The sequence below is a fragment of the Paraburkholderia bannensis genome, assembly GCF_014200455.1.
Classification (GTDB): Bacteria; Pseudomonadota; Gammaproteobacteria; order Burkholderiales; family Burkholderiaceae; genus Paraburkholderia; species Paraburkholderia bannensis_A.
The window spans coordinates 1-22,773 of the sequence record NZ_JACHBW010000024.1 but is presented as its reverse complement, the minus strand read 5'-3'; the positions used below and the strand labels follow the sequence as shown (position 1 = coordinate 22,773).

General features: G+C 59.3%; 23 protein-coding genes and 1 tRNA gene. 15 read left to right on the top strand and 9 right to left on the bottom strand.

The window, feature by feature from the left end; translation table 11 throughout:
• The first annotated feature begins 42 nt into the window (after positions 1-42).
• On the top strand, positions 43-1,761 hold the full coding sequence (locus F4827_RS29930; RefSeq protein WP_183731156.1) for a glutamine--tRNA ligase/YqeY domain fusion protein: 1,719 nt from the start codon (positions 43-45) through the stop codon (positions 1,759-1,761).
• A gap of 70 nt (positions 1,762-1,831) precedes the next feature.
• Here F4827_RS29930 and F4827_RS29925 read toward each other — a convergent pair whose 3' ends face one another.
• A complete protein-coding gene (locus F4827_RS29925; protein ID WP_183731152.1) occupies positions 1,832-2,281 on the bottom strand; it encodes an NUDIX hydrolase in 450 nt (149 codons plus the stop codon).
• A gap of 7 nt (positions 2,282-2,288) precedes the next feature.
• A complete protein-coding gene (locus F4827_RS29920) occupies positions 2,289-2,675 on the bottom strand; it encodes a hypothetical protein (protein ID WP_183731149.1) in 387 nt (128 codons plus the stop codon).
• A 217-nt stretch (positions 2,676-2,892) separates the two neighbouring features.
• Here F4827_RS29920 and F4827_RS29915 point away from each other — a divergent pair, with 217 nt between their 5' ends.
• Complete coding sequence (locus tag F4827_RS29915; RefSeq protein WP_183731146.1) at positions 2,893-3,153, top strand: hypothetical protein; 261 nt, start codon at positions 2,893-2,895, stop codon at positions 3,151-3,153.
• Between the two features lie 41 nt (positions 3,154-3,194).
• On the opposite strand, the gene F4827_RS29910 is transcribed toward F4827_RS29915, so the two are convergent.
• Positions 3,195-4,577: a cytochrome-c peroxidase gene (locus F4827_RS29910; protein ID WP_183731143.1), complete on the bottom strand. Its 1,383-nt coding sequence runs from the start codon at positions 4,575-4,577 to the stop codon at positions 3,195-3,197.
• 280 nt (positions 4,578-4,857) lie between these two features.
• Here F4827_RS29910 and F4827_RS29905 point away from each other — a divergent pair, with 280 nt between their 5' ends.
• From F4827_RS29905 to F4827_RS29890, 4 genes are all read left to right on the top strand, one after another.
• Positions 4,858-6,438, top strand: coding sequence for an acid phosphatase (locus F4827_RS29905; RefSeq protein WP_183731140.1), 1,581 nt, complete (start codon positions 4,858-4,860; stop codon positions 6,436-6,438).
• A gap of 223 nt (positions 6,439-6,661) precedes the next feature.
• Positions 6,662-7,144: a PH domain-containing protein gene (locus tag F4827_RS29900; RefSeq protein ID WP_183731137.1), complete on the top strand. Its 483-nt coding sequence runs from the start codon at positions 6,662-6,664 to the stop codon at positions 7,142-7,144.
• A 139-nt stretch (positions 7,145-7,283) separates the two neighbouring features.
• Positions 7,284-7,670 (top strand): hypothetical protein, encoded by a 387-nt coding sequence (locus F4827_RS29895; protein WP_183731133.1) that lies wholly within the window; start codon positions 7,284-7,286, stop codon positions 7,668-7,670.
• Between the two features lie 281 nt (positions 7,671-7,951).
• Positions 7,952-9,331: an integrase family protein gene (locus F4827_RS29890; RefSeq protein ID WP_183731130.1), complete on the top strand. Its 1,380-nt coding sequence runs from the start codon at positions 7,952-7,954 to the stop codon at positions 9,329-9,331.
• A 169-nt stretch (positions 9,332-9,500) separates the two neighbouring features.
• On the opposite strand, the gene F4827_RS29885 is transcribed toward F4827_RS29890, so the two are convergent.
• The 3 genes from F4827_RS29885 to F4827_RS29875 form a co-directional block, all read right to left on the bottom strand.
• The gene (locus tag F4827_RS29885) at positions 9,501-9,806 is read right to left on the bottom strand and encodes a ParA family protein (protein WP_183731127.1); all 306 of its coding nucleotides are present in this window, start codon (positions 9,804-9,806) and stop codon (positions 9,501-9,503) included.
• A 64-nt stretch (positions 9,807-9,870) separates the two neighbouring features.
• Positions 9,871-10,539, bottom strand: a complete 669-nt coding sequence (locus F4827_RS29880; protein WP_183731124.1) for a hypothetical protein — start codon at positions 10,537-10,539, stop codon at positions 9,871-9,873.
• A 2-nt stretch (positions 10,540-10,541) separates the two neighbouring features.
• The gene (locus F4827_RS29875; protein ID WP_183731121.1) at positions 10,542-12,560 is read right to left on the bottom strand and encodes a DEAD/DEAH box helicase; all 2,019 of its coding nucleotides are present in this window, start codon (positions 12,558-12,560) and stop codon (positions 10,542-10,544) included.
• Positions 12,561-12,983: 423 nt separating this feature from the next.
• Between F4827_RS29875 and F4827_RS29870 the strand changes: the two genes are divergently transcribed.
• The 4 genes from F4827_RS29870 (at position 12,984) to F4827_RS29855 (ending at position 15,538) form a co-directional block, all read left to right on the top strand.
• Positions 12,984-13,700 carry a hypothetical protein gene (locus F4827_RS29870; protein ID WP_183731118.1) on the top strand — a complete coding sequence of 239 codons (717 nt, stop codon included), beginning with the start codon at positions 12,984-12,986 and terminating at the stop codon, positions 13,698-13,700.
• A 215-nt stretch (positions 13,701-13,915) separates the two neighbouring features.
• Positions 13,916-14,128 (top strand): DNA-binding protein, encoded by a 213-nt coding sequence (locus F4827_RS29865; RefSeq protein ID WP_183731115.1) that lies wholly within the window; start codon positions 13,916-13,918, stop codon positions 14,126-14,128.
• Complete coding sequence (locus F4827_RS29860; RefSeq protein ID WP_183731112.1) at positions 14,128-14,400, top strand: hypothetical protein; 273 nt, start codon at positions 14,128-14,130, stop codon at positions 14,398-14,400. Before F4827_RS29865 ends, F4827_RS29860 begins: the two co-directional genes overlap by 1 nt.
• A 46-nt stretch (positions 14,401-14,446) precedes the next feature.
• Positions 14,447-15,538, top strand: coding sequence for an AAA family ATPase (locus F4827_RS29855; protein WP_183731108.1), 1,092 nt, complete (start codon positions 14,447-14,449; stop codon positions 15,536-15,538).
• Positions 15,539-16,061: 523 nt separating this feature from the next.
• Here F4827_RS29855 and F4827_RS29850 read toward each other — a convergent pair.
• A tRNA-Arg gene (locus tag F4827_RS29850) sits at positions 16,062-16,138 on the bottom strand.
• A gap of 123 nt (positions 16,139-16,261) precedes the next feature.
• Positions 16,262-17,092 carry an undecaprenyl-diphosphate phosphatase gene (locus F4827_RS29845; RefSeq protein WP_183731105.1) on the bottom strand — a complete coding sequence of 277 codons (831 nt, stop codon included), beginning with the start codon at positions 17,090-17,092 and terminating at the stop codon, positions 16,262-16,264.
• 685 nt (positions 17,093-17,777) lie between these two features.
• Between F4827_RS29845 and F4827_RS29840 the strand changes: the two genes are divergently transcribed.
• The 4 genes from F4827_RS29840 (at position 17,778) to F4827_RS29825 (ending at position 21,971) form a co-directional block, all read left to right on the top strand.
• Positions 17,778-18,698, top strand: coding sequence for an aldose epimerase (locus F4827_RS29840; RefSeq protein WP_183731102.1), 921 nt, complete (start codon positions 17,778-17,780; stop codon positions 18,696-18,698).
• A gap of 184 nt (positions 18,699-18,882) precedes the next feature.
• On the top strand, positions 18,883-19,620 hold the full coding sequence (locus F4827_RS29835; protein WP_183731099.1) for a peptidoglycan DD-metalloendopeptidase family protein: 738 nt from the start codon (positions 18,883-18,885) through the stop codon (positions 19,618-19,620).
• A 690-nt stretch (positions 19,621-20,310) separates the two neighbouring features.
• Positions 20,311-20,619 (top strand): DUF2288 domain-containing protein, encoded by a 309-nt coding sequence (locus F4827_RS29830; protein ID WP_183731096.1) that lies wholly within the window; start codon positions 20,311-20,313, stop codon positions 20,617-20,619.
• A gap of 50 nt (positions 20,620-20,669) precedes the next feature.
• Positions 20,670-21,971: an MATE family efflux transporter gene (locus F4827_RS29825; RefSeq protein ID WP_183731301.1), complete on the top strand. Its 1,302-nt coding sequence runs from the start codon at positions 20,670-20,672 to the stop codon at positions 21,969-21,971.
• 25 nt (positions 21,972-21,996) lie between these two features.
• Here the strand turns inward: F4827_RS29825 and F4827_RS29820 are convergent, their stop codons facing one another.
• Positions 21,997-22,167: a hypothetical protein gene (locus F4827_RS29820; protein ID WP_183731093.1), complete on the bottom strand. Its 171-nt coding sequence runs from the start codon at positions 22,165-22,167 to the stop codon at positions 21,997-21,999.
• 142 nt (positions 22,168-22,309) lie between these two features.
• Between F4827_RS29820 and F4827_RS29815 the strand changes: the two genes are divergently transcribed.
• The gene (locus tag F4827_RS29815) at positions 22,310-22,483 is read left to right on the top strand and encodes a hypothetical protein (RefSeq protein ID WP_183731089.1); all 174 of its coding nucleotides are present in this window, start codon (positions 22,310-22,312) and stop codon (positions 22,481-22,483) included.
• Positions 22,484-22,773: the final 290 nt, after the last annotated feature.

Here is a 22,773-nt window from a genome sequence, read left to right as displayed (position 1 = left end):
CTGGCCACTTGCATCGCGCCCTCGAACGACTTCCCTTTTCGCATGAATACCGAACGTAAAGACGCCGACCGCACGGACGCGCCTGCGGCATCCAATTTCATCCGCAACATCATCGACGACGACAACCGCTCGGGCAAGTGGGCGCAGCGCGTGGAAACGCGCTTCCCGCCGGAGCCGAACGGCTATCTGCACATCGGGCACGCGAAGAGCATCTGCCTGAACTTCGGCGTCGCGCAGCGCTACAACGGCGTCTGCCATCTGCGTTTCGACGACACGAACCCGGAAAAGGAAAGCGTCGAATACGTCAATTCGATCATCGACGCGGTCACCTGGCTGGGCTTCGACTGGAAGAAAGAGGATAAGGAATACCTCTTCTACGCGAGCGACTACTACGACAAGCTCTACGAATTCGCCGAACTGCTGATTCAGCGCGGCCGTGCGTACGTGGACAGCCAGTCGCCGGAAGAGATGCGCGCGAACCGCGGCTCGGCCACCGAAGCGGGCAAGAATTCGCCGTTCCGCGAGCGCTCGGTCGAAGAAAACCTCGACCTGTTCCGCCGTATGAAGGCCGGCGAATTCGAGGAAGGCGCGCATGTGCTGCGCGCGAAGATCGACATGGCCGCGCCGAACTTCAATCTGCGCGACCCGGTCATCTACCGCATTCGTTTCGCTCATCACTATCGCACCGGCGACAAGTGGTGCGTGTACCCGATGTACGACTACACGCACTGCATTTCGGATGCGCTCGAAGGCATCACGCATTCGCTGTGCACGCTGGAATTCGAAGATCACCGTCCGCTCTACGACTGGGTGCTCAACGAACTGGCCGACGCCGGCGTGTTCACGCGTCCGCTGCCGCAACAGATCGAGTTCTCGCGTCTGAACCTCACGTACGCAATCACCAGCAAGCGCAAGCTGCTGCAACTGGTGACCGAAAGCCATGTGGACGGCTGGGACGATCCGCGCATGCCGACCATCGTCGGCGTGCGTCGCCGCGGCTTCACGCCCGATGCGATCAAGCTGTTCTGCGAGCGCATCGGCGTGACCAAGGTCGATTCGTGGATCGACATGAGCGTGTTCGAAGGCGCGCTGCGCGACGATCTGGACGACAAGGCGCCGCGTGCGACCGCCGTGCTCGATCCGCTCAAGCTGATCGTCGACAACTACCCCGAAGGCCAGTCGGAACTGTGCAGCGCGCCGGTGCATCCGCATCATCCGGAGCGCGGCAACCGCGAATTCACCTTCTCGCGCGAGTTGTGGATCGAGCGCGAAGACTTCCAGGAAACGCCGCCCAAGGGCTATTTCCGTCTGTTCCCGGGCAATAAGGTGCGACTGAAGTACGGCTTCGTAGTCGAGTGCACGGGCGCGGACAAGGACGCCGACGGCAACATCGTCGCCGTGCATTGCAACTATTTCCCGGACAGCAAATCGGGTACCGAAGGGTCGAGCAACTACAAGGTCAAGGGCACGATCCAGTTCATCAGCGCCGACAACGCGGTGCCGGCCGAAGTGCGCCTCTACGACCGACTGTTCCGCGAAGAGCAGCCCGACGCGGGCGGACGCGACTTCCTCGAAGCGCTGAATCCGGATTCGAAGCGCGTCGTCCAGGCGTATGTCGAACCGGCGGCGCGCGAAGCCGCACCGGAAGACCGCTTCCAGTTCGAGCGTCACGGCTACTTCGTCGCCGATCGCTACGACTCGAAGCCGGGCGCGCCGGTTTTCAACCGCATCGTGGGTCTGCGCGACAGCTGGGGCAAGTAAGCCCGTTGCCGGCGTTACCCAAAGTCAAAAAGCCCTGCATTTGCAGGGCTTTTTTCATTTGCGCGCGCGGCTAGAGACGTTCGTGCAACTCCGCCAGCGAGAGCGCGGTGTGGAACAGGCGCGCGAGACTGCGGCTCGCGTACTGATCGACATCGGCGGGCGCGGTCCAGCGCCACGCGTCCATCTCGGGAATCATCACGCCGTCATGGCGGCGCGCAAACATCGACACGCACACGCAACTCGACAAATCGAGTTCGCTCTCCAGCGCGCGCGCTGCGAACAGATGCAGATCCTTGTCGCGCCGATAGGCGAAACGCCCGAGATCGACCAGGCGAGTCTCGTCGATGGCGATGCCCGTCTCCTCGACCATCTCGCGCAGCGCGCTCTGCGCCTCGGTCTCGCCGGGCTCGCCCTGCCCCTTCGGAATGTCCCAATGGCCGGTGCCGGTTGCATGTGCGAGCAGCACGCGGCCCTGCGCATCGAGCAGCACGATGCCGCATGAAACGATCTTCCCTGTCACTGCGCCCTCAATGCTTCTTCTGGTAGACCCAGGCGCCGTCGCCAACCTTGCAGAACTGCGGGCGCACCGTCATCGACTGGCCCTTGGCGTTGACCACCACTTCCGAGTCCCGGCAGGTCTTGTCGCCGTCCTTTTCGGTTTTGGTGACGGTGATGTTGGCGTCGATCTTGACGCTGTTGCGCAGACCGTCGTTGTTCCAGCTGACCGATTCGCCGTCCTGTTTGGTGGCGACGGCCTCGCGCACGGCATGCGTGAGCGAGCTGTAATCGGCCTGCTTCATCCAGGAGGCCGGTGTGTCGGTGAGAAAGTTAAGGTTGGCGGCCTGCGCGGCCGGCGCGAGGGCCACGACGCACGCGGCGGCAACGCCGGACAGAACACGGGACAAGGTCGACATGCGAACGTTCTCCTGGAAGGGCAAGGGCGGCTATTTCTTCGAAACAACCTGAAAAGAATAGCATGCGCCCTATTTTTGCCTCGCGCGCATGCCCAGCTTGTCGAGGCATATTCCTACCCGATTCTCGGAAATTTAGGATTGATCCGATGGAGCGTCTGACAGCGAAAACGTAGCCTTGCACTGTCATCCGCTTATGCACGAACACGAGGTTCCCGTCATGACCTACGCCATCGCCCTACGTCTTTTCGCTGTCATGCTGGCCCTGCTGTGCATCGGTCTGATGGCGCTGATCGCCCATCACACGGCGACTCCGCGCGTCGCTCACTGCTCCGATCAATCGGAATCGGCCGCGAGCTTCGCGATCCGCTTTGACGACGCGCCGCGCTGGCCCGAGACCGTGCTGTGCGGCGGCACGGTCTGCCTGCTTGTTTCCTTCGTGCTCCTCACAGCGACCTGCCTCATGATCGCGGGCATCTGAGCGGGCATCAGTGTCCGCAAAGCGCGATGCCCCCTGCACGATCAATGCGCCGTGGGCTGCCAGCCGTCGGTCAGCGTGCCAAGGAAAGCGATCACATCCTTGATTTCGGCTTCGGTGTAGACCGGCGCGTCGCCAGGTTTGCGATCGAACGGCGCATCGGTGTTCAGATTGGTCCAGTACCGACGCGGCAGATCGTCGAACTTCCGCACCCGCCCCTTCACGACCGGATAGAACTCCTGCGGATTCGTATCGCGGCGCGAATAAAAGCGCATCACGTCTTCCAGCGAATGATAAATGCCGTTGTGGAAGAAGCTCTTCTTGAGCGTGACGTTGCGCAAGGTGGGCGTGCGGAACAGGCCGCAGAACTCCTCGCGATGATCGAGGTCGGTGCGCTCCGGGCCGCACGCGCCCAGATCGAAAAAGCGCGGATCGCGATTCACGGCGAGCGCGCGATTACGCGGCACGCCCACCGCAATCAGGCCGAAGTCGCTGAACTGCGGCGGCGAACCATCCTTGGCTCGCTGGCTGATATGGCAGCTCGCGCAATTGCCCTTCTTCTCGTCGTTGAACAGCTGCAGCCCGCGCAACTCGGCCGCCGTGAGCGTGGCCTTGCCCGCCAGATACGCGTCGTACTTGCTCGAATACGGGTAGAACACGTCGGGCGCCTGCTCGAAGGTTTCGAGCGACTTCAGCACGGCCTTGAAGGTCGCGTCCTCGTCGTCGAAGACGTGTTCGCCGAAGGCCTCGCGAAACGCGTTCGCGTAAGGCGCTGCGCGCACGGCTGCGGTGACCTTGTGCGGCGTGCTCGCCATCTCGAACGACGAAAGCAGCGGGATGCGCGCCTGGTCCGCGCCGTGATCGACGCGTCCGTCCCAGGTGAGACCGCCGGTCGGACCGGCATCGACGCTTTCGTCGCCTTCGTCGTCGGAGTCGTGATAGTGCTCGGAAAACGCCGGCACCGCCTGCAGATACTTGAGCGTCGGCACCGCGCGCATGCCGGGACGGTGCATATCCGCACCGCCCATCTGCACGTCGAGCGCATTGGCGGGCGTGAAAGCGCGATCGGGACTATGGCAGGTCGCGCACGACATCTTGCCCGAGCCCGACAGCGACGGATCGAAGAAAATCTGCTTGCCGAGCGCCGTCATGCGGCGCACCTGCGCATAGACCTCGGCGCGCGACTGGCCATGCGTGGCGGCCGCGCGGGTCGAAATCTTCACCAGCTTGGCGCCGTTGCCGGCGTTGGCGTTGGCGTTCGCACCGCGCGCGCCTGCGCCGTTCGCGCCATCCGCGGGTGACGCGCCGCCATCACACGCTGCCAGCGCCGCCAGCGCGAGTGCCGCCAGCATCAGCCGCGCCGAACGCGCCTGAGTGCGCGCGTGGGTCCGAATCCGCGTCGAGCGACGCGCCAATCTACGCAACATGAACTGATCCCCGGAACGTGGCGGCGCGCGCGGCCAGGCGCGCTTTCACCGCGATTGCCGATACGCCTCGTCGCGCATCGAACTCGCGAAAGCGTATGTCAGCGATGTGACGATCAGATGTCGTTACGTAATGTTTTAGTCATGCAAACACAGGAATTGAAAAAGCTAAATGTAATTAATTACACATAGCTGTCAAATTCCGTTGAGACACTTCGCCTCGCCCAAAAGGCAGGCGCTCCTTTCGCGCCAGCTCCGGGGACCCCAACGCGAGAGAGAAAAAATGATCAAGAAAAAATGGTTCTATGCGACGCCGATCGCAGCAGCGGCAGCGGCCCTCGCCGTCACGGCATGCGGCGGCAACGACATCAAACCCGGCCTGGCGTCGGTGAAGAACATCGTCGTGATTTACGCCGAAAACCGCAGCTTCGACAACCTCTACGGCAGCTTCCCGAACGCCAACGGTCTGCAGAACGTGAGCGCCGCCAGCGCCCAGCAGCTCGACCGCGACGGCTCCGTGCTCGCCACGCTGCCGACGGTCTGGAACGGTCTCACGCAAACCGGCGTCACGCCCGCCATCACGGCCGCGATGACCGCGAACATGGCGAATGCGCCGTTCGCGATCGACGATCCGAAGGGCTACAACGCACCGCTCTCGACGACGACGCGCGACCTGTATCACCGCTTCTACGAGAACCAGATGCAGATTCACGGCGGCAAGAACGACATGTTCGCCGCCTACGGCGATTCGGGCGGTCTCGTGATGGGCCACTATACGAGCAGCGCCGAAAAACTGCCGCTCTGGAAGATCGCCCAGCAATACACGCTCGCCGACAATTTCTTCATGGGCGCGTTCGGCGGCTCGTTTTTGAACCACCAATGGCTGATCTGCGCGTGCACGCCTTACTACGCGAACGCCAATACGGCTGCCGCCAAGCCGGCGATCTCGACGGTGAACGCCGACGGCGTGTCGCTCACGCTCGCCTCCAACTCGCCGGCATCGGCGCTTACCGGCGTGCCCAAGTTCGTGAAGTCGGGCAACCTCACGCCTGACTTCTACGCGGTCAACACGATGCAGCCGCCGTATCAGCCGAGCGGCAACGCGGCGGCCTCGGGCGGCGACGCCAACCTGGCCGACCCGAACAACGCCTCGACGCTGCCGCCGCAGACGTCGCAGACGATCGGCGACCTGCTCTCGAACGCGGGCGTGACGTGGGCGTGGTACAGCGGCGCGTGGGGCGCAGCCGTGAACGCGGCGAAGAACAGCACCAGCAACGTGATCTACGGCGCGAACATGACAGCGCCGAACTTCCAGCCGCATCACCAGCCGTTCAACTACTTCACGAACTACGCGCCGGGCACGGCCGCGCGCACGGCTCACCTGCTGGATGGCGGCATGGACGGCAGCGAGTTCATCAAGGCGATCGACGCAGGCACGCTGCCGGCCGTGTCGTTCTACAAGCCGCAGGGCAACCTGAACGAACACCCGGGCTACACCGATGTGGCAAGCGGCGACCAGCATATCGCCGACGTCATTTCGCATCTGCAGAAGAGCCCGCAGTGGAAGGACATGGTCATCGTGGTGACCTACGACGAAAACGGCGGCTTCTGGGATCACGTCGCGCCGCCGAAGGGCGACCGCTGGGGTCCGGGCTCGCGCATTCCGGCGCTCGTCATCTCGCCGTACGCGAAGAAGGGTTATGTCGATCACACGCAGTACGACACGACCTCGATCCTGCGCCTGATCACCCGCCGCTTCGCGCTGCCGACGCTGCCGGGCCTGAGCGCACGCGACACCGCGCTCAAGAGCAATGGCGCTCAGCCGATGGGCGACCTGACCAACGCGCTCGATCTGAAGCTGTAAGTCTTTCGGACGTTTCGGATGTTTCGGATCGTTCCGATCATCGACAACTGGACGTCAGGGGTGCCGTCCAGTCTTCCTTCCGGGCAGCCTTCGGGTTGCCCGTTTTCTTGTTGGAATCGTGTTTGAAGGACGCTTCGAACGCGACTTTTGACCACAGCGTCCGATCCTCCCCATCGCCTAATCTCAATTTAGTTGCTTAGGCAGGTTTTGATGGAGGTCAAGAATGAGGCGCGTGGAATCGACATTGCCGCCCGGCGAACGGGTCGTTTATGAGGGTCATTTGAGCATGTGGGCCATGGGGCCGTGGCTCTCGCTCGGCATCGTGATGATGGTGTGGGGCGTACTGCTGGGCTGCCTGGGCGATGCGGCTCTTTCTGCCGTATTGCTGTTTGGCGGCGGACTGCTGATGTTTGGCGTCGTGATCGCCCTGCTGCTCACGACCCAGCTCGCGCTGACGCGCAGACGCATGATCGCCACATTCGGGATCTTCAAACCGCGCAGCGTGATGTTCGACTTGGGCGAAGTGCGGCGCGTGCATGTGCGCCAGGGACCGATGGGCGGGATTTTCGACTACGGCACGCTGGTGATCGGGGGCGGCTCGGCGCCGACGTTGCGGATCGCGGGTATCGAGAAGCCCTTTACGTTTCGCGAGCGGCTGACAAGGCTGCGCGACGCGCTGGCATTGCAGATGAAGATGGCGGCTTGAGTGCGCTGGGAAATGACGTATCGCTTCGATTCGCGCCCGATTCGCGCAATCAACGACAGAAAGCCCGCAAAATGCGGGCTTTTTTCGTGCGCCGACGCTAATCTAGCGGCTTTTCATAAAATCGGGGATGCAGGTCGTAATGAAACACATGGTCGCGTTGGGAGCCATTCTTGCCGTCACGTCGGCAAGTCCGTCATTTGGCCAGAGCGTGAATGGCAAGCCGTGGCCGGCCCAACAGTCGGCTCAGTGCGCAGCCATCAACGACGAAGCCGCCAAAGACAGCGTGCCCGACGAACTCGCGCCGTCCAGCTATGTGGTCAGCGGCGTTGGCCGTCTGCAGTTCCTCTATGCACCGGCAGAGGAATGCGAGATGAAGGGTGTGTTCGTCATCCCCGGAGACGCACTGACTCGCCTGGATGACTATGCGGATTTCACGTCCGTCGCTTACGTCAATCCGAAAACCGGAGAGCGAGTCGAGGGATGGGTGGAACGCCGTCGGCTCGAAAAAAGCGCGAAGCGCCCGTAAGGCCTTCGGATAGCAAAAAGCCCGCAAATTTGCGGGCTTTTTTGTTTGGCGCGACAGGAGGGGCTCGAACCCCCGACCCTCGGCTTAGAAGGCCGAACAAGTGCATATTTATCGGCGTTGATCCGCATTTCAAGAAACCGCGAAAACGCCCGCCAGCAATGGATTTTATCAACTCTATCAAAATTTGAGCGTTGACCGGAATTGATTGTTTTCCATAGAATCCGGTTACATGGCGGTTACACGGGGCTCTCATGTAACCCGGATCTTAGGAAAATCGGACGATGGCGAAGGTCAATTTCACGGCGGCTCGTGTCAACGGGCATAGCTGCCCGGCTGGAAAGTCACAGGCGTTTATATGGGATATCGCCGCTACTGGTCTCGGCCTGCGCGCTACAGCTGCGGGAGCACGCACCTACATCTGGCAAGGCAAGCTCGACGGCGCGACGATTCGCGTCTCGATTGGTGCGCCGAAGGACTGGGGCATTGACAAGGCGCGAGACGAGGCACGCCGCCTCAAGAGACTGGCGGATGCTGGGAAAGACCCCCGCGAGGAAAAGGCCGAACAGCTTGCCGCCGTCGCCACGCGAAGACTAGAGGCGCGACGCAAGGATGCGACCGTCCGCGAAGCGTGGGCAGCCTATCTCGACGCGCACCGCACGAAATGGAGCGAGCGACACATGCTCGACCACGAGCACCTCGCACAGGCTGGCGGACAAGAAAAGAAGCGCGGTAAGGGCTTGACCGTCGCAGGGCCGCTCGCACCGCTCATGGGACTAAAACTGTCTAACCTCGACGCCGAGCACGTCGCCACCTGGCTACATGGTGAGGCGGAAAGCCGCCCGACGAATGCCGAACAGGCCTATCGCAAGTTGCGCGCGTTCATTCGCTGGTGCGACGAACGCCCGGACTATCGCCGCCTTGTTCCCGACGGTGCATACACAGCGCGAATGGTGCGCGACGCTGTTCCCCGCCCGAAAGCAAAGGACGACTGCCTCCAGCGCGAGCAACTAGCGACATGGTTCAATGCGGTGCGCCGGATTACCAATCCCATAATCAGCACGTACCTTCAAGGTCTGCTGATTACAGGCGCGCGCCGCGAGGAACTGGCCGGTCTCCGCTGGGACGATGTAGATTTTCAGTGGCGCAGCCTCCACGTCTCCGACAAGGTGGAAACTGCGACCGGGCGCGTCATCCCGCTTACGCCCTACCTCGCGACCCTACTGCTTGAACTGAAGCGCCTGAACGACTCGCCGCCGAACGTGCGTGCTCTCGCGCGTATCGGAGCCGAGGGCAAGACATGGAAACCGTCTGAGTGGGTTTTTTCCAGCAAAACCTCGGCAGATGGCAAGCTGGCTGAGCCGCGAATCGCGCACACTAAGGCGCAGCAGATGGCCGGCTTGCCCCATGTAACACTCCACGGCCTGCGGCGCTCGTTCGGCACACTCTCCGAATGGGTTGAGTGTCCGGTGGGCGTAGTGGCGCAGATTCAAGGACACAAGCCAAGCGCACTGGCGGAGAAGCATTACCGCCGCCGTCCGCTCGACCTGCTGCGCATGTGGCATGACAAAATCGAGGTGTGGATGCTGGAGCAGGCCTGTATTGATTTCAAGTCAGAACAGGCCATTCCAAAGTTCAAGACTCTTAACACTGCATCACAATAGATTGCGGATCGGCAGCACACGTATTGATATCACTTGTGCTGCCCAATCAGCGACAACCACGCGAGCTACGCGATGTTTGACTCGCCCCATTCAGGCTGGGGCTCTGCTGACTTTCGTGCTGTTTTGTCACTACTCGGACGCACTCAGATCGTCGAAGCAAGCCCCTGGACTAAGCCAAGACTGGCTCCTTCGCAGCAAGACCAGTTATCGCCATAATTTCGAGCGCCATCTGCTTGAAGTCATGCGAAACGGGGTCATCACCGTCGTATTGAAGGATCGTATTGCCGGCTGCTTGAGCTTTCACAATGCTGTTCGTCGGCGGGATCGACGATTCAAGTACGCATCCGTAGTAATCTTTCACAGCACCGGCGACGATCTTGCAGATCTTCTGGCGGCCGTCGTGTTTAGTCAAAATGGCACCGCCAAACGTAAGCCTCGGATTTGCGTTGCGCGCATCCTTGATGAACTCCAGCATGTCATCAGCACACGCTCTATCCGTCCTAGACTGCCGTGTAAGAATGCGCATCGTGCATTTCGCTCTACCTCTGATTTCCGCGCCTCACAGCGGCAACTTCGGCTGGCCTTAAATAATGACAGTCTGTTTCGGTGCTCAATATCCCAATAAGGGATGCCTTATCGATTTGTTGATCTAATCCGATTTTGAATGACCCGCTCGACGAGTAGTACATGTCGATATGATGCAAGGGATGGATGTGGCCATTGACCTGATCAGGGTCGTTGTCATACCTAAGGTACGCGTCCTCAACAAGCATCAATTCCCGAATCAATCCCCACAGATTATTATCCACATCAGCAGCATCAAATATTGGATCAATAAAATCATTAAAGTCAAGGCAGTCAAATATCCCATTGCCCTGAATAAGAGTAAGAACCTGCGACGACACTCGACTATCGATTAAAACCCCCTCGCGGGAAGAAAATTCGAGTCGCCCCTCCACACTCTTAGAGTTGAATGGAAAAGCGACCGAAAATATCTTATCCCCATTATTTAACTCACAAAAAAGCCGACTCATCGAGCGAACCACTATCGAAAGATCAGCAATTTTCTTGTCATTCTCGGCCGGTTGATTGGCAAGAAACATCTTGATCGCCTGCATCCACAGAACAATCACATCTTTTTTTGATCGAACGGCACTAAAAAGCTCTTCCGCTTGATATTTGTCGATGGCCAAATCAAATCTTTTCATTTTTATGATTTCTCGCGCAGCATTTTTTTGTAAATAAAGCGCGTGGTATCTCGAATATTATCTTCATCGAGATCTTCACCGATAACTTTCTTCAATGCGTCAAACACCGGCTCCCGCATAATCGGCATCACGCCAATTTCATCGAAAATTTTCTCGGCCATGTCAAAAAATGACAATTGATTAGATACTGCTCGAATAGTAGTTTTGATGAGTCTCTGCTCCTCAATCCCCGGCGGAGAAACTTCAATACAACCATCGACATTAATACTCCGAAGCCCATTCGTTACATCGGGCAAAATGTCGGCATTCTCGCGATCAGAAACCAATAGATATGATTGCAAAAATGATCGCGTCAACGTCATATATAGCGCGTTTCGGTATTTGTATCCGCTCGAAATTTTTTGACTAATGCAAATCACGAAAGGGAATTCCAACCCCTTCACATTATTGCGATTACTAATAAACAGGTGGTTGCTTTCCCGTCTCTTCGTTTCATGCGCCTTATTTACTTGCCAACCAAGCTCTCTCCGAATGGCAATGGCAAGTTGATCGGCAAGCGTATAAACGACGTCACCGCTATCGAGCAAGATGATACCAATGTCGTCAGGCGTGAGTGAAGGATGCTCATTTGCCAACGCTTTAATCGTATCAATTGTGTGGCGAATCGTAGAAATCCAGAACTCATCTTGAACGGCGTTCACTACGACACTTGGTACTGAGTTATCAATGTCTTCAAATCTGCGAAGCGGCTCACGAGTGAGGCGATAGGCGGAGCCGCCAGCTCTCTTCGTAATAACGTAGCCGCAAGCCTTCCATTCGTCATCTTCGAGCCAGCGCAGCTTGTGTGGCTCAAAAAGCCCCATACCAATTGCATGAGCGAACATTAGAGTGCGCGGATCCGTTCTGTAACATTTGCTCAACAAAAAATCAGGCTCGATTGTTGGCGCAATATTATCGTCAAAGATGCTCTGGAAAATATCACCAGCAACATAAACCGTTTCTTTTGTGACCAACTTACATAGATCAACAAAAGAATCAGGAAAATCCTGACTTTCATCAATCAAAATATAGTCAAAATACGGCTCATAATTCGGAAGCCCTCTAAGCTCCGCAAGCGCCTGCTTACATGCACGATCAAATGACATATAAGGGCTATATCGCTCGAATTCCAAGTCATAGCGCTCACAGATGAGCCGATACAATCCAGAATTCAAATTATTTGCTGATCCCCACGCATGAAAACACCAAAGCCGCTGCTCCCATTCGATTTGCTCCTCTACCTTCATAAAATTGAAGAAGTCGGGGATTCTTCGTCTGAGATTGTCTGCGAGAATTCGATTGTGGCATGTGAACGCGATCTTTGAGCTCGGTGAGTTCACATACAGATCGCGGAGTTTGTGCAGAAGCAGTTCTGTTTTCCCAGTTCCCGACAATCCTTGGATTCGAACGATGTCACTCTCTCGCTCCTCATAAATGAAGCGCGTTTGGTCGCCATCAAACAAAAGAATCTTCCGTTTAACTTTGTCCAATAGACTATCCGGCAAATCTGCCTTGACTCGCTCAATATCATTTATGCTACCTGTGAGCAGGGAAACCAATAATTCAGCAATCCGCTGCTTTGCAGGGTCAACAATTATTGATTCCTCACTCCAAGTTTCAAAGGCATCAACGTTGTCCGCATGGATTTTAAGCGTAAGATCGCTTTTCCATGATCGCGGTCGCCCAATAGCATCCTTGTAACGATATTTATCGGAAATAGACGCTAAATCTTCGAGGAAATCGTCCACGAAATCTTCAAACGAATTACCGTCACCCGAAAAATCCACAAACGATAGTTTTCTTTTTGGCGAAAGGACAACTACTGCGCCTTCGTGCGGATAGCTATACCGACTGTCACCAAGCGGCCGCGAGATAATATAAGTTTGCTCTTTTTTCTCAGCGGCAAGATGCTCGACGCGATCCACGAAATCCTGGTTCGAGTGATTTTTGTCGGCCTGAAGGAAGAAGAAGCTGCTTGCCATGTTCTAGCGAATGGTTGTCAACGGGGGAGTCATCAACGAGGATGAGAGCCTAAGGCGCGCCTCTCTCACACTACGTGACGGACGGCAATAACGGTGAAAGCTATCACAGAGTTCTTTCGATGAATAGCCACTCGCTCAATGTCGCGATCTGCGTCGTCGCCGCGTCGATCAAGCGGTTGTAGTGGCGATTCCGATCTCAATGGCTAAAGCCCCGGCAGAGCGTCGCGTCGTACAGTGCCCCACTCTGCCCGTCATCCAACAAGCACCCAAGATGGCCAACTTGGCCATCATTTGAGACGTGGAAAAGTTGGCCAACCTGGACAACATGGGTCTACCATTACGACCCTTGTCGGCCGCGTGCCAGACGCCGAGCATGTCGATTGGCACAGACCCAGCGCACAAACAAACGATTGGATTCATAGGATGCAAGTGAGCGACAAAGATGCATTGCAGGTTGAGCATGCGACCTTGGAGATCGCGATTCGCGAACATCTGAACAAAGCATTTTGCGACCTCCCGCGTGATCTAGCAGAACGCGTCGACAGGCAATTTACAGCACTCGTAGCGGGCCTAATGTGGGATCGCCTGACACCAATTGAAAGACTGCACGCAGCGAAGCGCTTTGATGAGCTAACCCAGCACCAAATGCAGCTCAAGCGCCAGAGCGATGACAAGAAAGCGGAGGGTCGCTACACGCTTGAAGAGGCAGCGGAAGCAATTGCAACCTCCGGCGAGTCGGTTGACGTTATTCAAGAGAAACTATGCGCCTCGACAGGGCGCGGCGAGCTTGCTACGTATGAGCCTGGCAAACGAGCGCGCCTCGTACATGCGGCCGGCTCTCCTGTACGGTGGTACTACGAGGAGGCTTACTGGGACGATCTCAACGGTTGGCTTGAAGAGCACGAGACACGCATTCCGTATCGATTTCCTTCACCGTCGCCAAAGGCAAATAGCGCCAACACAGTGAGGCTATCGGAAAATCAGCGCGAGGAAATTCGGCGTCGCGCCACCGCTGGAGAGCGCCAGCAAGATCTGGCCGATGAATTTGCGGTTTCCCGGCAATACGTGAACAAACTGGTGAACGAAGCGAAGGAAAACGAGCAGCCGAGAAACTCCGTTTTCCATCGCCGTCCCCGGTAGCGGCGAAGAAGCCAGTTGCACCCAAAGTTGCGGCAACTGCCCGCAAAGTCTTGCTGCATAAGGCTCTGCGGTTGCGGTTTGATTGCGCAAGGTTGCGGATCTCAGACTTCTCCCAAGCGATCTGAATTGATTCGCGGGGGCACAGAAGTCGTTCAGCAGTGGCACCCCGATCAGAGGACGCGAAAAGTTCAATCTTTGACTCTGGGTTAAGCCTCATGAACTGCAAAAACAATATCGCGACGATTACCGACAATCGCCGCCTGATTCCGACTGACCAGCTCGCGGCACAACTGGCGCTCCGTCCGCAATCCATTCGCAAACGCTACTGCCAAACCGGCACGTATTTCAGCCTGCGGCCGGTGAAGCTGGCGAACGGCCGCCTGATGTGGCCTGCGGATTCGATCAAGCAGCTGGCGGAGGCCGCGTAATGATCGACTGGTTCAACTACGCTGCCGGCAATCACCGCGTTACGTGCCCGGCATGCGGGCGCGGCGATCGTGACCGTACTTTGGGTCTGACCATCGAAGCAGCCGGCAACGGCGTGTCCCATTGCTTTCGCTGCGAGTACACGGAGAGCCACCGTCCCGATCGCGGCACTTGGATTGGCTCGTCCGTTAAGCCGCTCATTACCGTGACTGCGTCGATCAAGCACGCACGCTTGCGCACCAACTGTCCCAAGCTGGGATGGAGGTCTTTGTGACGCGCCAAGCAGCCAATGATCTGAACGATACGCTCAAGGAGGCAGCATGATCAACGAAACGGAAATCATGCGCGCCGTTGTCGCCAACGCAGAACGCATCGTCAAGACGGCACCCGCTCAAAATGGCGTCGTTCTTGTCAATGCTGCCGAACTCGTTCCGCAGCCGGTTGAATGGCTTTGGAACGGCTGGCTCGCACGCGGCAAAATGCACCTCCTCGCAGGCGCTCCGGGCCAAGGCAAAACGACTATCACGGTTGATTTCGCCGCGACCGTAACGCGCGGCGGCCAATGGCCTGATGGCACCCCTTGCGAACCGGGCAACGTGTTGATCTGGAGCGGCGAAGACGATGCGGCGGACACCCTCGTTCCGCGCCTGATGGCTGCCGGTGCCGACCTCAAGCGCGTCGACTTCATCAGCGGCGTCAATATCAACGGTGAATTGCGCCCCTTCGATCCGGCGCGGGATATGTTCTCGCTTCGCGAGCAAACCCTGCGCCAAGGAAACATTCGCCTCATCATCGTTGATCCGATCGTGTCGGCTGTCACCGGCGACAGCCACAAGAACACCGAGACGCGCCGCGCATTGCAGCCTCTGGTGGATCTCGCCCACGAAACGGGTGCGTGCCTGATTGGAATTACGCACTTCTCGAAAGGCGGTCAGGGTGCAGATCCGACGCAACGCGTAATTGGCTCTATCGCGTTCGCCGCTGTTGCTCGTGTGGTAATGGTTGCCGCCAAAGTTAGGAGCGATGACGGCGAGGATCGTCGCGTCCTTGCCCGATCCAAATCGAACATTGGCCCGGATAACGGCGGTTTTGAATACCATCTGGAGCAGTGTGAACCGCAAAAAGGTATCCCGGCTTCGCGCATCGCATGGGGCGCAATGCTGCCGGGCTCGGCTCAAGAACTCCTGACTGATCCGAATGAACAATGCGATGAGAGCTCTTCCGCGCTGGATTCGGCGACTGAGTTCCTTCGCGAGGTGCTGGGCACGGACGTCGTGCCGACCAAAGAGGTTGAACGGGAGGCGCGGCAAGCCGGCGTAGCGTTGCGCACGTTGCGGCGCGCTGCGCAACTCCTCAACGTCCGCAAGCAGCGTGGCGCGGAGAATAAGTGGTACTGGAGTCTCCCGAAGTAGACAGTCAGTGCGGTAGTTGCCCGTTGCCGCTGTGCCTGCTGTCTTGCGCTAAAAGACACCTTCGAATCCACGCCACATGGAAAGGCATAGCGCCCACTCTCCGTTTGTTTAAGCCCGCGTTTGCGGGCTTTTTTCTTTCGAGCGGCCTGTGATAAACAAGTGCGGCACATATCGCTGCGGCTGCACTCGCCAATGCACCTATTTGCCTGCCGAGTTCTCCGGCTAGATTGGGCTAACGCTTACCTCCATCAGCGCATTCTGTGAACGACATGCGCGGCTCTTGATTCAGCAACTCTCCATCGCAAGAGGTAGGTAATCGTTACGATCGACCTCTAAGCTCGCATCGAGCGCGGATAACCGCTCGACTTTCAGGTAGATTCGAACGGTAGAGGCAACAGGCAAGCGGTTTGACGAAGCGACTCAGCTGAATGTTGGTTAGTGAAAGCGGGTTACACAGCGGTTACACGGAATCCAGAAAGCAAAAAGCCCGATCGCAATGAACGGGCTAAGTGCTTGATTCTATTGGCGCGACAGGAGGGGCTCGAACCCCCGACCCTCGGCTTAGAAGGCCGATGCTCTATCCAGCTGAGCTACTGTCGCGTGGGTAATCTGCGTGTTGCGAGCTGAGCGTTGAAACCTGAACACCCGCGGGCAACGACGGGCGTGGATTATACCCCGATCGTCCGCGCACCGTGGCCGACTCCTGCGCGGCAGCAGGCTCCATCAAACCGGTTGCGGGTGCATCACGAACCAGCCGAGGAAAATCGCGCCCGCGATCACGCAGTAAAGACCGAACGAAGCCAGACGGCCGCGGCCTTCGAAATAGCGCATCAGGAATTTCACGCTGAGCCACGCGGCGATGCCGGTCAGCACGCCGCCGACGAGCGCCGTCGTGAGTTGATCGCGCGCATGAAACAGCTTCGGCAGTTCGAGCACGCCCGCAGCGAAGATGATCGGCGTACCGAGCAGGAACGAGAACTCAGCGGCCTTTTCCGTCGTGAGACCGGCGGCATTGCCCGCGATCATCGTGAGGCCGCTGCGCGAGAAGCCCGGAATCAGCGCGCCAATCTGCGCAAGGCCCACGAGGAACGCCTGGCGGAACGTGAGCTTTTCGGGTGCGCGATGCGCGCGCGCCTGTTGCAGGCGGTCGCCGAACCACAGCAGCACGCCGTTCACCATCAGGGCCGCGGCCACGATGCGCAGGTCGTGAAAGATCGCTTCGATGCGCTTTTCAAGCACGAGGCCGACGATGCCGGTCGGGATCGTACCAATGATGAGCGCCCACATCATATGGCCGTCATCGTTCCTGCGGCCGCCCAGCGATGCGAAGAAACCCCTGAACAGCGCGACCCAGCGCGCACGGAAGTACCAGAGCAGCGCGACGGCGGTACCGAGGTGCAGAGCAACGAGGAACGGCAGCAGTTGCGGCGCATGTTTGTCGATGTGCATGCCGAACAGCGCCGGCACGAGCAGCGTATGACCAAGACTGCTGACGGGAAAGAGTTCTGTGACGCCTTGCAGCACGCTCAGAAACAACAGGAACGAGAGACTCACGCGGGGGATCCTCGGAAGGGTTTGGACGAAACGCCGGACCATCGCGCGGACGGCGCGGCAAAGCGCCCCGATTATGCCTGGCCCGAATTGCAGCGCCAAGCTTCAAGCCGCATTTGTCGGAAAAGTTACCGCATCGCAACAAAATAAGGTTGCGCTAAGCCAGACGAGTGTAGAGGCGAAAGCGGCGGGAAAGCCGGCAAGATGCCGATGGCCGCGCTCTGGCGGCCCGCTTCGCAGGCAGGAGGGATTGATGCGGAAGTCGGCTTGAAAGACGGAGAAAGGCTATGAAAAGTTACACGGCCAGCGTGGCGCTGACCGCATCCGCTAGCGACTGGGCTAGTGTCCCAGCACGCTATCTAGCGCGCCATTTTGTAAAAGAAGTATGCGCTGCTTCCAATGAACAGACTGAAGAGTCCCATTCCCATGGTCATTGCGAGATCCATCTTTGCGCCCTCCTTCTTCATGGCTGCGTTGCTTCGTCTTTGCTACATATGAAAACGTGCGGTTACGCACGGTGACACATTCGTATTGGATTATGAGCGCGGCGTTCCGTGAGCGACACCCACGATTTCCCGACGAGGGTTTTCACGCATCCGAAAGCAGCGCACAATCCCGGGGCACCCTTCGGTACGCGTTTCGCCGGATTGAGCTCCCCTGCTCCCTCAACTTTTCGCGACGTCTCGACATGGAAAACCGTCCTCCGCACGACATCCTCGAACTCAACAGCGGCGCTTCGACGCTGCGTTTCGCGCCTTGGGCAGGGGGTCGGCTGCTGTCGTGGCACGTCGGCGGCGATGCCGTGATCCGCTGGCCCGAGAACGCCAACTGGGAGCAGCCGGCGCGCGTTCGTGGCGGCAATCCGTTGCTGTTTCCGTTTCTCGGGCGTCATTTCGCCGATGGACAGATTGGGCACTGGCGCGATGCGCAGGGCGTGGTGCGCGATCTGTCAATGCATGGGTTTGCGCGAGATCTACCGTTTATCGCCGCAGTCGATCCTGACGGTCGCGGCGTGCGCATGACGCTCACGGATACGCCCGCCACGCGAGTGGGCTATCCATTCGCGTTCCGCTTCGAGGCGCTATACCGTCTCGCCGACGATCATGCGCTCGACGTCACGCTCACGGCCGCCAACACCGGCAATACGCCGCTGCCGTGGTACGCGGGCCATCACTTCTATTTCGAGCTGCCGCACACGCAACGCGCGCAAAGCACGCTGGAGATGCCGCCCGCGCAGCGTCGCCATCAGTTGCCCGACGGGGCGATCAGCGCGCCGGAGACGGGCGTGACGCAATACCGTCTCGACGATGCTGCCATCATCGACCGCTTCCATGTGCTTGGGCCAACGCCGCCTGCAACGCCTGTGCGGCTCGTCACGCCAGGCCTCAAGCGGGCCGTGACGATCGATCTCGATCGCCCGGATTCACTGCCCTGGTACGCCGTGACAACGTGGACCGAGGCTGCCGACTCCGACTTCTATTGCGTCGAGCCGTGGCTCGGCCTGCCCGATGCGATCCACAACGGCTTGGGCCTTCGTTGGCTGGCGCCGGGCGCGACAGAGTCCGCCACGCTGCAGTTGCGCGTCGGAGCGCTTGGCTCGCTTGACTAACAGGCCATCAGAGCCCATTAGTCGGCAGCGAGATGACTCCGCGCAAACGCCATGCGACGCGATGCGCCGGGCGATTCGTCGGTTGATAGCGCAAGCGCGGCGGCAAACCCGCTAAAATCGGACGCTTTGCCGTTGCGGCGCCCGCTTCCGGGCAGCCGCCGGCTGCGTCTAGCGAGGTCCGACGTTGGGAAAGGAATTCACCAAAGGATTCAAACGCTTTACTTGCCATTTCGCATGCGCGGCGCTCGTCGCGCTGCTCGCCGCGTGCGGTTCGGCGCCGGTCGGACCGGGCTTCTACCGCGTGGAACGCGGCGACACGATCTCCAGGATCGCGCGCAGCAACCGGCAGTCGGTGTCGAACATCGTGCGTTGGAACAATCTGTCGAATCCGGATGCGATCGAAGTGGGCCAGGTGTTGCGCGTCTCGCCGCCGGCCGGTTCATCAGCGGGTGCGCAGCGCACGGTGCCGCGCGCCTCGTCGTCGGGCTCCGCCGCGGCATCCTCGCCGCGCGATAGCCGCGCCGATACCGCAAGCGCACCGGCGACCGCCGCCACGCCGATTTCCCTGGTCTGGCCTAGCGCCGGCCAGGTGATTCGCGGCTTCGACGGCCGCGACTCGAAGGGTATCGACATCGCCAATAGTGCGGGTACGCCGATCGTCGCCGCGGCGCCTGGCACCGTCGTCTACGCGGGCAACGGTCTGCGCGGCTACGGCAATCTGCTCATCATCAAGCACGAGAATGACTACCTCACGGCTTATGCGCACAATCAGGCGCTGTTCGTGAAGGAAGGCCAGGCGGTTTCTCAAGGCCAGAAGATCGCCGAGATGGGCAGCAGCGACAATGACCGCGTCCTGCTGCATTTCGAGCTGCGCTATCAAGGCCGCTCGATCGACCCTGCGCGCGATTTGCCGCCGCGCTGATCGTCGTGCATCGAAGGGGCCATCGGGCATGCGACGAAGCCCTTCGATCTCCGAACGAAAAAAAGCCCGGCATGGCGCCGGGCTAACGGGGGTTTGGCGCATATCGGCAAAGGACCGGTTTACCATGCGCCGAATGGCAATCTATCAACGGCCCCCCCACGGCGCAATCACTTAATTGACAGGAAAATGTGACGCGGCGCACGGTTTGTGTACCGTAACAATTCCCGATGGCGAATCGTCGTGCGGTCATCGCCTCATTTGCGTATAGAAATACGCATTGCAGCGGGCTTTGTGCAATCACTGGAAATCGCCGAAAACGCTTGTGGGACGGGCGCTACAGCATGATTGCAAGGCTCCTTTGAAGCGTTAATGGGAGCGCTTTCTGCCGCGTTGCATCAGGCTTTTCCGGACGCTTGCGCGGCGCCTGTCATTGAGTGTGCAAACGCACGTATGCGCGCAATTATCGGCGCGAGTGGGATTTTTGAAACACGCGAATTGCCAGTATCGAGAGCATTTTAATGCGCGCTTTGGCGGACTTCTTTAAAGCTTTATTCGTCCGATTATTCGCGTTCCCGCATACGGCGCATTCGATTTGTCGGCTGGGTGAGTCGTGCTCGACTCGCATTCGCCCCCTCCTTACCCCTGCGGCCTATCGTTTATAGTATCGGCCGCACCTTCAGGCCCAGAATCATGACTACCGACGACGCTACCCCCAGCTCCCTCTACGCCAAACTGCTCGGCGAAACCGCCAAGATCGACTGGCAGGACCTCGAACGATTCTTCGCTCAGGGCAAGCTGCTGTCCGTGGCGCGCGATCTCGATCTCGTGAGCGTCGCCGAAGCGATCGCCAGCGACGACGGAGCGCAGGTCGCGCAATGGCTGTCCGCCGGCCACGTCGAGCGCATGCAGTCCGAAACCGCTGCCGATTACGCCGCGCGCAAGCCCGAACTCTGGGCCGTCGTGGTTTCGCCCTGGGTCTGCGTGCAGGAACGCAGTTGAGCGGCGCTCAAGCGCTGCCGACAGGCGCAGGCTGGCATCGGCGCGTGCTGATGCTCGCTTTTCCGATCGTTCTCGCCAATCTCACTCAACCGATTCTTGGCGCCGTCGATACCGCGGTTGCGGGGCATCTGGGCAGCGCCGCGGATCTCGGCGGCGTCGCGCTCGGCGGGCTTTTCTTCAACTTCGTGTTCTGGGGCTTCGGCTTCCTGCGCATGGGCACGACCGGGCTCGTGGCCCAGGCGCATGGAGCCGGGGACCTCGCCGCGTTGCGCCTCAATGTCGTGCGCGCCTTGTTGCTGGCGTTCGGTATCGGCGCGCTCATTCTGCTCGTGCAGTCGCCGCTGATTCGCTATGCGCTTGAGCTCATCGGCGGCAGCGAAGAGGTGCAGCGCAACGCCCGACTGTACTGTCACGCGCGGATTGGATCCGCGCCGTTCGCGCTGGCGAACTATGTGGTGCTTGGCTATCTGCTAGGGACTCAGCGCGTACGTATTGCGCTCGCGTCGCAGTTGCTGATCAACGCGGTCAACGTGATCGCCGTGCTCGCGTTCGTCTATGGATTCGGTTGGGGCATCGCGGGAATCGGCGCGGCGACGGCTACCGCCGATGCGGCGGGGTTCGTCTTCGGCGCAGGGGTATTGTGGCGGTTGCGTCCGCGCGGGCTCGCGCCGCTGGCCTGGCGTGCAGTCACGGAAGCCGCCGCACTCAAGCGTCTGGTGGTCATCAATCGCGACATCTTTTTACGGACGATGTGCCTGCTTGGCTCGTTCGCGTGGTTCGCCCATGTGGGCGCGCGACAAGGCGATGCGATTCTCGCGGCCAACGCCCTGCTGCTCAATTTCCAGACGTTTATGGCCTATGGGCTCGATGGCTTCGCGCATGCGGCTGAGGCGCTGGTCGGCGCGGCAATCGGCGCGCGCGATCGCCATGCCTTCCGACAGGCGGTGAAGGTCAATCTGCTCTGGTCCGCGTTGGGCGCTCTTGGCTTCTCATTGGTTTATTGGTGTGCCGGTGCGTGGATCATCGACAAGCTCACGGACCAGGCCGCTGTGCGCGTTGCCGCGTCAGCATTCTTGCCTTGGGCGGCCCTCTCGCCTCTCGTCTCTGTGTGGGGCTTCCTGCTTGACGGCGTATTCATCGGCGCGACGCGCACGCGTGAATTGATGCAGGCCATGGCTGTCTCCCTGGCCGTTTTTCTCGCCGCCTCATGGGCGCTCGTGGGGCCGTTCGGCAACCACGGTCTCTGGGTCGCGCTGCTGATCTTTATGGCATCGCGCGGACTGACGTTGATGCCCCTGCTTGGGCGCGTCACGGGCACGATCACGCCGCTGGAAGTGCAACAGGCGCCCTGAGGCGCCTGTTTTTTGCCGGTCCTGTTTATCGCGCCGGCTGCGGTGCGTCGATCATCGCGGGCGGCCGATCGTCAGTCGGTACACCGTGATAGTCGGGCGGATCGTGAGGTGGCGGTCCGTGATGCTTGTTCGCCGTATCGTCGGCGCAAGCGGAAAGCAGTGCGGCCATTGCGATGGCCAGCCAGGCTCGTGACATCAGCACAAACTCCTTCAGAAAATGTTGCCGCGCAACAGTCTAGCGCCTGCTCGTCCTGTCTGGCGGCTCGCCAACAGCGCTATTTTCTCTCGCCCCTTGCTGTCCTAAGATAAGGACATGGCTGCGAACCAAGGAGGCTGCCATGGATGGCGAAACTATCGCGGGACTGATCGGCCTGGCCGTTGGGCTGCTGGTATTGCTGGGGTTGTCGATCTTTGAATCGAGAGCCTATCGGCAAGAACATAACGGCGAAGGCATGATGCACCACTGGCTGTCCGAGCATCACGTGCTGGATCGGGTGCGCCGTAAGCACTGAGTGCTTGCGCGGGAACTGCGCATTGAGGTTCCAGCGATGGTGTATCGAATTGGATCGGCTGATTTGAGCAGCCGAAGTAGCTTTTGCGTGCACGCTCAGGGCGAAATTCGTTCTGAGCGTGGTTTCGTATTTTCCACGCGCGTAAACGCCAGAACCCCGGCTCTCTTTCGGAGACACCGGGGTTCTGGACGTACTGCATAAGGAGCCTGACGATTACCTACTTTCACACGGGCAATCCGCACTATCATCGGCGTGGAGCTGTTTCACGGTCCTGTTCGGGATGGGAAGGG